Raw genomic sequence first — 12,496 nt, 5'->3', positions numbered from 1 at the left:
ATGAAACCATCACGCGACATCAAGGGCCTTCTCGATATCATGGAAGCGCTGCGACAGCCGGAAACCGGCTGCCCCTGGGACATCGTCCAGACGTTCGAGACGATCAAGCCCTATACGATCGAAGAAGCTTACGAAGTTGCCGACGCGATCGAGCGCGGCGACATGCATGACCTTTGCGACGAGTTGGGAGACCTGCTGTTGCAGGTGGTGTTTCATGCGCGCATGGCCGAAGAGGCCGGCGAGTTCGCCTTCGGCGATGTCGTCGAGGCCGTCACGGCCAAGATGATCCGCCGCCACCCGCACGTCTTTGCCCGTTCGGACGCGGACACTCCGCAGGCCGTCAAGACCCAGTGGGACGAGATCAAGCAGGTCGAAAAGGCCGAACGTCAGGCGCGGCGCGCCAACCGAGGCTTGCCGCACGATGGCGCGGCCAGTCATCTGGGGTCGATCCAACGCAGCTTCCCTGCACTCGTCGAGGCGCTAAAGCTGCAGGAACGCGCCGCCAAGGTCGGCTTTGACTGGTCGGAGCCGGAACCTATCCTCGACAAGATCGAGGAGGAGATCGGAGAGTTGCGCCAAGCGTTGCGTGAAAAGGATCGCGCAAAGGTCGCCGACGAACTGGGCGACCTGATCTTTGCCGTGGTGAACATCGGCCGCCATGTCGGCGCCGACCCGGAGATGGCGCTGCGCGGCACCAATACCAAGTTCCGCCGACGCTTTGCACATATCGAGCACGAGTTGCAAGCTCAAGGCGAGACGCTAGAGGCGGCGACGCTGGAACGCATGGAAGAGCTGTGGCAGGCGGCCAAGGCCATCGAACGGCAACTGACCTGAGGCGATAATCCACGCCTCAGGTGCAATGTCTTACCAGTCTTCCGCAGCGGGCTTCGGCCCGTTGCCGAGACGCCGCTCCAGGTCCACGGCTTCGTTCTCAGTCAGGCGAAGATCGAGACTGACCGTGCCGTCCTCCAGATCCTCGCGACCATCGACGATGGCGTGTTCGTAGACCCAGGGCAGAAGCTGCAGCTGGTCGACGCCGAGAACGACGGTGCATTCGGTCAGGACACCGGAGAGCCGACGACCGATCTCCGCGAGCAGCCCATCGACACCTTCGCCTGTAATCGCCGACACGGCGACTGTATTGTCAGAGCTTGCAGCCTTGTTGGTCAGCGCTTCGCGCGCTTCAGGCTCAAGCCGGTCGATCTTGTTCCAGACCTCGACAAGCCGGGCCGCCGCTTCCTTCTCGTCGATACCGAGATCGGCGAGGATCCGCAGAACGTCACTGGCCTGCGCCTGGTTGTCGGGATCGGAGAGATCGCGCACATGCAGGATCAGGTCGGCTTCAAGCACCTCTTCAAGCGTCGCACGGAAGGCAGCGACAAGATGAGTCGGCAGGTCCGAGATGAACCCGACCGTGTCGGACAGGATCACCATGCGGCCGTGCGGCAGTTTCAGCCGCCGCAACGTCGGATCGAGCGTTGCAAACAGCATGTCCTCAGCCAGCACGCCGGCTCCGGTCATTCGGTTGAAAAGCGTCGATTTTCCGGCATTTGTATAGCCGACGAGGGCCACGATCGGATGCGGCACCTTCTTGCGCTTGGAGCGGTGCAGTTGCCGCGTGCGGCGAACCTGTTCCAGTTCGCGCTCGAGCTTGACGATGCGGTCCTGCAGCAAGCGCCGGTCCGCTTCGATCTGGGTTTCGCCGGGGCCGCCCATGAAGCCGCCACCGCCGCGCTGACGCTCGAGGTGAGTCCAGCTGCGCACGAGCCGGCCCTTCTGATAGTTGAGATGGGCGAGATCAACCTGCAGCGTGCCTTCCTTGGTGGAAGCGCGGCGCCCGAAGATCTCAAGGATGAGGCCCGTCCGGTCGATGACCTTGGCGTTCCATTCCTTCTCCAGGTTGCGCTGCTGTACCGGCGTCAGCGGGTGATCGACGATGACGAGACCGGCATCCTGTTCGACGAGGATATGGCCGATCTCCTCGATCTTGCCGGTGCCGAGCAGCGTGCCCGGCTTTGGCTGCGCCACAGATACGATGGCACCATGAACGACGTTGAGGTCGATCGCCCGGGCGAGGCCTGTGGCCTCCTCAAGCCGACTTTCGTCGGTGCGGGTGCTGGTCGCAGAGAGAGCGTCAGCCGACTGCCTGCCGGTCTTCTTCAAGACCGGCACAATAACGACTGCGCGCATGTCGTCGCGGAGCGTTTCAAGCTCCGGAATGATCGACGACGACTTTGAATCCCGTTTGGTAATGTGCCTTATGTCCCGTCAGGATGCGGCTTCTTCGTTCTCGAACATCTGCAGCGGCTGGCCCGGCATGATGGTCGAGATCGCGTGCTTGTAGACGAGCTGCGAATGACCATCGCGGCGCAACAAGACACAGAAATTGTCAAAAGACGTGACAACGCCCGTCAATTTGACGCCGTTGATAAGAAAAATTGTCAGAGAAATCTTCTGTTTGCGGACCGTATTGAGAAAAAGATCCTGCAAGTTCTGAGAACGTTCCGCCATCGCGCCGATTCTTTCTTATTTGCCGGCGTCGCGCGCCGGTGCATTTTGTCTATTTTTTCAATCAGAGGCGTCACAAGTACCCTTCCCCCGACGCCTCTGTCAGTTTGGTATCAAATCAATGTCTTTTCCGCAACGTCGAAAAAGGCTTCACGAATATTCTGTGCTATGCTTCCTGGATGACCGTTGCCGATCGGTTTGCCGTCAATGGAAACGACCGGAAAACAGATGCTCGTTGCCGCAGTGATGAAGACCTCGCGCGCTGCGAGCATCTCGTCGATTGAGAAGGCCCGTTCCTCGATCTTGATGCCAAGGGGGCCTGCAACATCCATAAGGGTCGTGCGTGTAATGCCCCTGAGGATGCCGTGATCGGCCGGGCGCGTGCGCAGGACACCGTCGCGATCGACGATCCAGACATTGGTCGCCGCGCCTTCCTTCACCGTGCCATCGGGATCAACGAAGATCGCCTCATGGGCGCCCTCTTCCTTTGCCTTCTGGCGGGCCAACACGTTCGGCAGCAGACCGACGGACTTGATATCGACGCGGTCCCACCGGTTCTCGGGTACCGTGATCGCCGCGATACCTTCGGCACCCTTCTTGGCGATTACCGCCGTATCGGTGCGCTTCGCCGTCACCACGATTGTCGGAACGGTGCCCTTTGCCGGGAACACGTGATCGCGGCGAGCGGCACCGCGCGTGACCTGCATGTAGAACAGGCCGTTTCGAACGCGATTGCGGCGCACGACTTCGCGAATGACGTGGGTCAGCGCCGCACGGCTCATCGGCCAGTCGATGCGAAGTTCACTCAGCGATCGGCCAAGGCGGTCGAGATGGCGGGTCAGATCGACGATGAAGCCATGACGGATCTCGCAGACCTCGTAGACCCCGTCCGCGAATTGGTAGCCACGATCTTCGATATGAATGGCTGCATCGGCGTGCGGCACATAGGCGCCGTTGACATAGGCAATTCTCGGCATGGCGTTTTTTGACCTCAGAAAAACTGGATGCTGACGCGGAAAAGCTGCTCGACATGGCGCACGGCCTCGGCGGCGGCAAAAAGCACGACACGGTCCTTGGCCTTGATCTTGGTATCACCGTGCGGCCGGATGAATGTCTTGTCCCGGTAGAGCGCGCCGATGCGAATGCCATTGGGCAGATCAAGCTCGCGCAGTGCTTTTCCAACCAGCGGTGAGGTTTCCAGCGCTTCCGCTTCGATCACTTCAGCCGTGCCCTTCTGGACGGCGTAGACCGAGCGGATACGACCTTTGCGCACATGCTGAAGCACGCGCGAGATGGTCACCGCGCGCGGGTTGATATAGGCGTCGACCCCGGCGGTTCCAGCGAAATCCTGGTAGGACGGTTCGTTGATCAAAACGAGCGTCGATTTGGCGCCGAGCCGCTTTGCCATCATGCTGCCGAGGATATTGATCTGGTCGTTGTTGGTCAGCGCCACCACCAAGTCTGCATCCTGAACGTCCGCCTGCATCAGGATGCGCTGATCCATCGCCGAACCGTTGAGAACGACGGTGTTGCTGAGCTTGTCGGCCATCATCACCGCACGGTCGCGATCGTTCTCGATCAGCTTGACGCGGGTTCTCGGCTGGTTTTCCTCGATCGCCTTGGCGACGAAGTAGCCGATGTTGCCACCGCCGAGAATGACGATACGGCGCGCTTCCTGTTCCTCGTGGCCGAACAGAGCCAGCGTGCGGCGCGCGTGGTCGCGGTCGCACACGACATAGGCAAGGTCGCCGGTCCGTAACTGATCTGTCGAGTGGGGCACTATCAGCTTGCCGTTGCGGAAGATGCCGGTCACCGTTGCCTGCAGATCGGGAAACAGCTCGCTCAACTGCTGCAGCGGCGTATCGACCACCGGGCAGTCTTCCATACACTCGATCGCGACCATGGCGATCCGGTCGTCGGCAAAGCGCACGACGTCCGTCGCACCCGGAAACGAGATGCGCCGCAGCACCATTCGGCCGACCTCGACCTCCGGCGAAATGGTCACATCGATCGGGACATTCTCGCGAGAAAACAGATTGGCGTATTCCGGCGCCAGATAATTCTGCGCGCGGATACGGGCGACCTTGGTCGGCACATTGAAGATCGCATGCGCCACCTCGCAGGCGACGATATTGACCTCGTCGAACAGTGTGACCGCAATCAGCATGTCGGCCTGATCTGCACCGGCTTTCGCCAGCACATCCGGATGGGCGCCGTGGCCGACATAGCCGCGCACATCGAGGCTTTCGGTAATGTTGGCAATGAGCGCCGCCGATGTGTCGATCACCGAGACGTCATTGTCTTCCTGGGCCAGCCGTTCGGCGATGCCGTAGCCGACCTGCCCCGCACCACAAATGATCACCTTCATGTCGTTCTTTCACCAGGGTACAGGCGGCCGCCAGCCGGAAGGAATCTATCGCTTAAACGCCCAGCGACTTCAGCTTGCGGTGAAGCGCCGACCGCTCCATGCCAACGAATTCGGCCGTGCGGGAAATGTTGCCGCCGAATCGGTTGATCTGAGCGATCAGATAGTCCCGCTCGAACATTTCGCGAGCCTCGCGCAGTGGCAGCGTCATGATGTGCTGGTCGCCCTGCGCGGAGATCTTCGGCAAGGTATCACCAACCTCGGTCGGCAGCATGTCGGCCGAGATCGGCGTGTCCGGACCGTCACTGCGGGCCAGGATCATCAGCCGCTCGATGTTGTTGCGCAGCTGGCGAATGTTGCCCGGCCAGTCGTGGGCCTGCAGCACGGCAAGCGCATCGTCGCCGATCTTGCGCGGACGGATACCCGCCTGTTCGCTGACCTGCCGCATGAACATGTCGACAAGAAACGGAATATCCTCGCGGCGTTCGGCCAGAGCCGGCACCCGCACCGGGATGACCGCGAGCCTGTGGAAGAGATCCTCGCGGAAGAGGCCTTCGGAGATCATGTTTTCGAGGTTGTAGGCCGTCGAGGATATGATGCGGACGTCAACCTTGACGCGCTTCGTGCCGCCGACACGCTCGAATTGCTGATCGACGAGAACCCGCAGGATCTTGTTCTGCGTTTCGCGCGGCATTTCGCCGACTTCGTCGAGATAGAGGATGCCGCTATGCGCCTCTTCCAGCGCACCGGTACGGCGCGGTTGCCCCGGCGTTCCCTCGGTTCCGAAAAGCGCGATCTCCATGCGGTCGGGCGTGATCGCTGCGGCGTTCAGGGCCACGAACGGACCGGTCGACCGGGTCGACTTGCGGTGGATCATGCGCGCGACCAATTCCTTGCCGGAGCCGGACGGTCCCTGGATCATGATGCGGCTGTTGGTCGGTGCGACCTTTTCGACGGTCTGCCGGAGCTGCGAAACGGCAACGGAGGTTCCGATCAGTTCGACCGGATCACCCGACTTCTTCTTCAGCTCCGAGACTTCGCGCTTCAGCTTGGAGTTCTCGAGCGCACGCTCGGCGATCAGGATCAGGCGGTCGGCCTTGAACGGCTTCTCGATGAAATCATAGGCGCCGCGCTTGATGGCGTTGACGGCCGTTTCGATGTTGCCGTGACCCGAAATCATCACCACCGGCAGATCGGGGTGGCGCCCCTTGATCTCGTCGAGCAGAGCGAGGCCGTCGAGGCGGCTGCCCTGCATCCAGATGTCGAGAAAGACCAGCCGCGGCACGCGGTCGCTGATCGCCGCCAGCGCACTGTCGCTGTCAAAAGCTGTTCGGGTTTCGTGCCCTTCGTCGGACAAGATGCCGGAGACGATCTCGCGGATGTCTTCCTCATCGTCCACAACCAGAATGTCAGCGGCCATCGCTCGTACCCTTACCCTTCAAAGTGTCTTCGCCCCCGGCTTCTCCGGCAGGCGGCAGGATCACGCGGATCATTGCTCCGACGCCGCCATCGAAATCGGCCGGTGCGTCGTGCAATTCCAGTTGTCCGCCATGGTCCTCAATGATCTTCTTGACGATGGCGAGCCCGAGACCCGTGCCCTTCTCGCGCATCGTCATATACGGTTCCAATATTCTATGCCGGTTCTCGGTCGGCAGGCCTTTGCCGTTGTCGATGACATCGACGACAAACCGGCCGGCGGCTCCATCCTGCTGCGCGCGCACGAGCACTTTAGGCTCGCCACGGACAGCGTCCGTCGGTACCGCCTCGATCGCTTCCACGGCATTCTTGACGATATTGCCGAATGCCTGTCCGAGCATGCGGCCATCGAACATGCCTTGGAGCGGTTCGTCGCCGAATTCGCGGATGAAGCTGATGTGGTTGTTGCCCATCTCGCGCAGAAAGACGGCGTCCTTCAAAATTGCGCGAAGATCCGCCTTCTCCTTCGTCGGCTTCGGCATGCGGGCAAAGGCGGAGAACTCGTCGACCATGCGACCGATATCCTCGACCTGCCTTACGATCGTGTCGGTGCATTGATCGAAGACGGCCCTGTCCTCCTGATCGATCTGCTTGCCGTAGCGACGCTTCAGGCGTTCGGCGGAAAGCTGGATCGGCGTCAGCGGGTTCTTGATTTCATGTGCAATACGCCGCGCCACATCGGCCCAGGCGGTCGAGCGCTGCGCAATCACGAGGTCGGTGATGTCGTCGATGGTGATGACATAGGACTCGTTTGTCTCGCCGCCTTCTTCGCGCGTCACCTGGATGTTCAGCGTACGCTCGGTTCCTCCGCGCATGATATTGATCTGCTTGCGGAAATTGTTGCGGTAGCGGCTTTCCGCTTCGACCAGCACTTCTTCGATTTCAGGCGCAACCACGCGCAGGTTCGCACCGAGCAGGTCGGGCGCGGTCTTCTTCAGAAACTCTTCCGAAGAGGAATTGGCGATGGTGATCTGCCGGTCGCGGCCGACGCCGATGACCGCTGCCGTGACGCCTGAAAGAACCGCCTCGATGAAGCGCCGCCGATGGTCGACCTCATCCTTGGCCTCCAGGATCTGTTCCTGCTGGGTTCGGATTTCCGAAACCATCTTGTTGAACGTACGCGACAGATTGCCGACGTCGCCATCGACGGCACGCACCGGCACGACGACATCGAGATTACCCGCCGCAACGCTGTCGGCGGCACCGATCAACTGCCGGATCGGCCGAACGATGCGGTCGGCGACGGCGATGGCGGTCCAGATTGCCGCCAGCAGCACGATCAGGGCAAAGCCGATATAGAGCACACCGAAAGCGATCTGCGTAAAGGCGCGCCCGGCTTCAAGCGTCTTATATTCGGCGGTGTTTTCTTCCATCAACCGCAGCGAGCGCATCACTTCCGGATCGACGTTGCGAACGGTGTAGAGATAGGTACCGGGAATATCGTCAAGCGGGATCACAGCGCCCACCAGATTGGTAATCCCGGGCGGTATCAATGTCGGCTGGCCGGAAACCGAGCTTTTGAGCGCATCCGGCGGAATGGCCGGCAGGGGTTTTTCCGTCGAGATGTTGGCCTGCAGAATGGCGCTGCCGTCTGCCCGCACGAGGAAGGCCCCGAGCATGCCGCGCCCCCTGGCCTGGCGCGTCATAAGTTCGGTAAAGCCGGTGCGGTCGAGGCTATAGAGCTGCCGGTTGCGCTCAAGGTCGTTGGCCATCGAAACGGTCTGACCCTGGAGATAGCTGGCATTCTCCAGAACATAGGCCTGAGCGACGCTGATCGAAGACCGAACGATCGCCTGCGTGCGCAGCGAGAACCAGCGGTCAAGTCCGACATCGAGCGTTATGCTGGCGAAGATTGCGACCAGAATGGCGGGCGTGATGGCGACGATCGAAAACAGCGCGACGATGCGGACATGAAGCCGCGCGGCGGCACGCCCCTTGCGACGCGCCCGCAGCAGCCTGAGAATTTCGCGCACGATGAGATAGATCAGGCCGACGACGAACAGGCCGTTGATCGCGGCACAGGCGATGAAAACGTTGCGCTCCAGACGAATCGGCGTCAGCCCAAGCAGAACGAGCAGAGACAGGGTAGCGCAGACGAGTGCGCCGATCGCCAGCATGAGGCCCGGGAAGGCAAAGGACGCACGACGGTCGTGCGCCGCCAGTCCGTCATCTGTGCCCAGCGGCAAGGCCATTGCATCCACCATGTAAAAAACGTTCCCCCGACCGGCGTCTATCGACACCAGCAATTCTCACGCACATCCCGGGTCAAGGTATTGACCGGACCGTCAATCGGAGCTGTTGCGTATCAGCCACAGCCCCCAGAGCTTGGCAAAGCAGCGCAACACCGCTCGATTCGGCGGTCATAACACGTTCAAGCAACGTATTGTGGCGAAAATGCAACGGTGGTTGTGACCAAGTCAAGCCGTACGTGAGCTGCGATACACAGAGACGCCGAGTTCGCGGATCTTCTTGCGCAGCGTGTTGCGGTTGAGGCCGAGCAGATCGGCGGCCTTGATCTGGTTTCCCCGCGTCGCCGTCAAAGCGGCAAGGATGAGTGGATACTCCATCTCGGCGAGCACCCGTTCGTAAAGACCGCTCGGCGGAAGCGCATCTCCGAAGCTGGCAAAATATTGTCGCATGTTCTCCTCGACCGCCTGCGAGATCGAAAGAGAGCCGTTGCGCGCTTGCGTCTTTTCGATGGGGCTGTCGGGGATTTCCGACCGCAACTCGTTTTCGATGATCTCCCGCGTGATGACGTCCTGTGGATAAAGCGCCGTCAGCCGTCGCACGAGGTTTTCGAGTTCGCGCACGTTGCCCGGCCAGGGATGCGCCTTCATCAGCTCAAGCGCCTCCTGATCGAAACGCTTGACATCCAGGCCCTCTTTTTCGGCCTGCTGGACGAAATGGCGGACGAGATCGGGAATGTCTTCCGCACGGTCGCGCAGCGGCGGCAGGCGCAGCGGCACCACATTCAGCCGGTAATACAGGTCCTCGCGGAAGAGACCCTGATTGATCGACTGCTTCAGGTCCTTGTTGGTTGCCGCAACAATGCGGACGTCCGAGCGGATCGGCGTGCGGCCGCCCACGGTGGTATATTCGCCCTGCTGCAGCACGCGCAACAACCGCGTCTGCGCATCCATCGGCATGTCGCCGATCTCGTCGAGGAAGAGCGTGCCACCTTCGGCCTGTTCGAAACGACCGGTCGAACGTGTCTGCGCACCGGTAAAGGCGCCCTTTTCGTGACCGAACAGTTCCGATTCGATCAGGTCGCGCGGGATCGCCGCCATGTTGATGGCTACGAAGGGACCGTTGCGGCGCTTGCCGTAGTCATGCAGTGCGCGGGCCACCAGCTCCTTGCCGGTGCCGGATTCGCCGGTGATCATCAGCGTGAGATCGGTCTGCATCAGGCGGGCGAGAACGCGGTAGATTTCCTGCATCGCGGCGGAGCGGCCGACGAGCGGCATGCCATCCTGCGAATCGTCATCGATCTTTGCCGGGCGGCGCTTCGGCTCGGCCAGCGCCCGGCCGATAATGCCGATCAGTTCGGTGAGATCGAACGGCTTCGGCAGGTAGTCGTAAGCGCCTTTCTCGGAAGCCTTGATCGCCGTCATGAAGGTGTTCTGCGCACTCATGACAAGAACCGGCAGGTCCGGGCGCGCCTTCTTGATGCGCGGCAGCAGGTCGAAGGCATTCTCGTCGGGCATGACGACGTCGGTGACGACCAGATCGCCGTCGCCGGCGGAAATCCAGCGCCAGAGCGTCGCCGCATTCGACGTGATCCGCACGTCGTAGCCGGCGCGGCTCAGCGCCTGATTGAGCACGGTGCGAATGGCTGCGTCGTCATCCGCGACGAGGATCGTGGCACCCGTCATGCAATGTTTCCTTTTGTCATAGGCATGTCGTCTTCATCCGCCGCCTGCCCCTTGGAGGCAGGCATCAGGACGCGGAAAGTCGTGCGGTTCTGCTGGCTGTCGCATTCGACGATGCCGCCATGCCCGCCGATGATCTTGGCAACCAGCGCCAGCCCAAGGCCGGAACCGTTGGTCTTGGTGGTGATGAACGGATCGAACAGATGCGGCAACAGGTCGGAGGGAACACCCGGGCCATTGTCGTGCACGCAGAACTCCAGTGGCAGCGAGATCTTCTCGCGGGTCCCGGCGACCGAAAGGCGAATACCGGGCCTGTAGGCGGTCGTCAGCATGATCTCGCCTTCCGGCCGGTCGCCGATCGCTTCGGCCGCATTCTTGATGAGATTGAGAAACACCTGCACCAGTTGGTCGCGGTTGGCAAAGACGGAAGGAAGCGACGGGTCGTAGTTCTCCGTCACCTTGATCCGGCGCGCAAAGCCAGCCCGAGCGATCGCCTTCACGTGATCGAGCACGGAGTGAATGTTGAGCGGCACGCGATCTACCGGCCTCTCGTCGGAGAACACTTCCATCCGATCGACCAGCGAAACGATCCGGTCGGTCTCGTCGCAGATCAGCCGCGTCAGTGCCCGATCCTCGTCGTTGACGGAGGTCTCCAGCAATTGCGCCGCCCCCCGAATGCCGGAAAGCGGATTCTTGATCTCATGCGCCAGCATCGAGGCAAGGCCGGTGACGGAGCGCGCCGCCGCGCGATGGGTCAGCTGACGGTCGATCTTGTCGGCCATCGACCGTTCCTGGAACACAACCACCACGGAGCCGGGTTCCGAAATCACCGGTGCCACGTAGAGATCAACCAGCTTGTCGGCACCCAGCCGCGGCGAACTCAGATCGACACGATACTCGTTGACCGGCGCCTTGCGCTCGCGCACCTGCTCGATCAGGGTCAGAAGCGGACTGCCGAACGGGATGAAGGCGCTGATATCGTGGCGGGCGAGATGATTGGCACTGGCGCCGAAGAAGGATTCGGCTTCCCAGTTGGCAAAGGCGACCAGTCCATTCTGATCGACGAGGATCACCGGGTTCTGAATGGCATTCAGAACGGCCATCGACAGCCCGTTGGCTGCCGTCACGGCTTCGGGAGTACTGGGCTTGTCCGTCATGCCGCGATCCCTTCGCTGGAGAGGGGCGCGCGCGAACTGCGAATGGCGTCCGAGGCACGCGCGGCGACGGATTTAGGATCGGTCGACGTCAGGATCGCCCCCTTCTCCGTCCCGGAAAGGTCGGATGCGAAACGGTCCAGGTACCAGCCGACATGCTTGCGTGCATGCCTCAAGCCCGTGTCGGCACCGTAGAATTCGAGCATCATTTCATAGTGCTCCACGAAAATGTCGGCGATCTCAGCCTGTTCGGGATGGCCTGCACCACCGGCGAGAACGCCGACATGCCAGGGACGGCCCTGCGAGGACCGCCCAGCCATGACGGCGTCGGCCCCGGAACGCTGGAGAATCTCCTGTGCATCAGCCACCGTATCGACGTCGCCATTGGCAACGAGCGGCACGGAGACGACCTCGCGCACGGCGCGGATCGCATCCCAATCGGCTTTGCCAGTGTAAAATTGCATCCGCGTGCGGCCATGCACCGTTATCGCCTGGACGCCAGCGTCCTGCGCCCTTCTGGCGATCAGCGGCGCGTTGATTGAATTCTCGTCCCAGCCAAGTCGCATCTTCAGGGTGACCGGCACATCCACGGCCTTCACGGTCGCCTCGACCAGCGACAGAGCGTGATCGGGATCGCGCATCAGCGCCGAGCCGGAATAGCCGCCCGTCACTTTCTTTGCCGGGCAACCCATATTGATATCGATGATATCCGCGCCGTTGGCCGCTGCGATTTTCGCCGCCTCCGCCATCCAATGCGCTTCACGGCCGGCCAGCTGAACGATGTGCGGCTTGATGCCGGAGTTCTTCAGCCTCGCCCAGGATTCGGAAGCGTTACCGACCAACTCACGGCTCGCCACCATTTCCGTCACGACAAACCCCGCACCGAAGCGCCAGGCCAGGGTGCGGAACGGCAGGTCCGTAACGCCAGACATCGGGGCGAGCGCCACCCGGTTGCGGATTTCGATATTCCCGATCCGAAGCGGTGATGACAGAGCCGGAGTTGGCAAATGCATATCTTTCAGGCACATGTTGTTCTTGCACTATTTTTAGACATTGTTCTCTGGCTTGCCAAGTGATTTCGAAGCGTCGGGCAAATTTCCCTGTTCGGCTGGCAAAGCACGGAC

Annotated in this window: 10 protein-coding genes; 1 reads left to right on the top strand and 9 read right to left on the bottom strand. The window is 61.3% G+C overall.

Translation table 11 applies throughout. The features are described from left to right. Positions 1 to 834 carry a nucleoside triphosphate pyrophosphohydrolase gene (gene mazG / locus HT585_RS20130; protein WP_176354636.1) on the top strand — a complete coding sequence of 278 codons (834 nt, stop codon included), beginning with the start codon at positions 1 to 3 and terminating at the stop codon, positions 832 to 834. A 30-nt stretch (positions 835 to 864) separates the two neighbouring features. On the opposite strand, the gene hflX is transcribed toward mazG, so the two are convergent. From hflX to dusB, 9 genes are all read right to left on the bottom strand, one after another. Further along, positions 865 to 2,190 (bottom strand): GTPase HflX, encoded by a 1,326-nt coding sequence (gene hflX, locus HT585_RS20125; protein WP_176354635.1) that lies wholly within the window; start codon positions 2,188 to 2,190, stop codon positions 865 to 867. 78 nt (positions 2,191 to 2,268) lie between these two features. Next, complete coding sequence (gene hfq / locus HT585_RS20120) at positions 2,269 to 2,511, bottom strand: RNA chaperone Hfq (protein ID WP_003535434.1); 243 nt, start codon at positions 2,509 to 2,511, stop codon at positions 2,269 to 2,271. Between the two features lie 110 nt (positions 2,512 to 2,621). Then, the gene (locus HT585_RS20115; RefSeq protein WP_176354634.1) at positions 2,622 to 3,485 is read right to left on the bottom strand and encodes a D-amino-acid transaminase; all 864 of its coding nucleotides are present in this window, start codon (positions 3,483 to 3,485) and stop codon (positions 2,622 to 2,624) included. Positions 3,486 to 3,499: 14 nt separating this feature from the next. Continuing rightward, the gene (trkA, locus tag HT585_RS20110; protein ID WP_176354633.1) at positions 3,500 to 4,876 is read right to left on the bottom strand and encodes a Trk system potassium transporter TrkA; all 1,377 of its coding nucleotides are present in this window, start codon (positions 4,874 to 4,876) and stop codon (positions 3,500 to 3,502) included. Between the two features lie 52 nt (positions 4,877 to 4,928). Then, on the bottom strand, positions 4,929 to 6,293 hold the full coding sequence (gene ntrX / locus HT585_RS20105) for a two-component system response regulator NtrX (RefSeq protein WP_176354632.1): 1,365 nt from the start codon (positions 6,291 to 6,293) through the stop codon (positions 4,929 to 4,931). Further along, the gene (locus HT585_RS20100) at positions 6,283 to 8,553 is read right to left on the bottom strand and encodes a sensor histidine kinase NtrY-like (RefSeq protein WP_176354631.1); all 2,271 of its coding nucleotides are present in this window, start codon (positions 8,551 to 8,553) and stop codon (positions 6,283 to 6,285) included. The genes ntrX and HT585_RS20100 overlap by 11 nt, the downstream gene beginning before the upstream one ends. Before the next feature lie 213 nt (positions 8,554 to 8,766). Next, a complete protein-coding gene (ntrC, locus tag HT585_RS20095; RefSeq protein WP_077498331.1) occupies positions 8,767 to 10,221 on the bottom strand; it encodes a nitrogen regulation protein NR(I) in 1,455 nt (484 codons plus the stop codon). After that, positions 10,218 to 11,375: a two-component system sensor histidine kinase NtrB gene (locus HT585_RS20090; protein WP_176354630.1), complete on the bottom strand. Its 1,158-nt coding sequence runs from the start codon at positions 11,373 to 11,375 to the stop codon at positions 10,218 to 10,220. The genes ntrC and HT585_RS20090 overlap by 4 nt, the downstream gene beginning before the upstream one ends. Next, positions 11,372 to 12,400, bottom strand: a complete 1,029-nt coding sequence (dusB, locus tag HT585_RS20085; protein ID WP_176354629.1) for a tRNA dihydrouridine synthase DusB — start codon at positions 12,398 to 12,400, stop codon at positions 11,372 to 11,374. Before dusB ends, HT585_RS20090 begins: the two co-directional genes overlap by 4 nt. Positions 12,401 to 12,496: the final 96 nt, after the last annotated feature.

The organism is Ensifer oleiphilus (genome assembly GCF_013371465.1).
GTDB classification, from domain to species: domain Bacteria; phylum Pseudomonadota; class Alphaproteobacteria; order Rhizobiales; family Rhizobiaceae; genus Ensifer; species Ensifer oleiphilus.
Note: the sequence above shows the minus strand (reverse complement) of the source record. Positions and strands in the feature narration are given on the sequence as shown.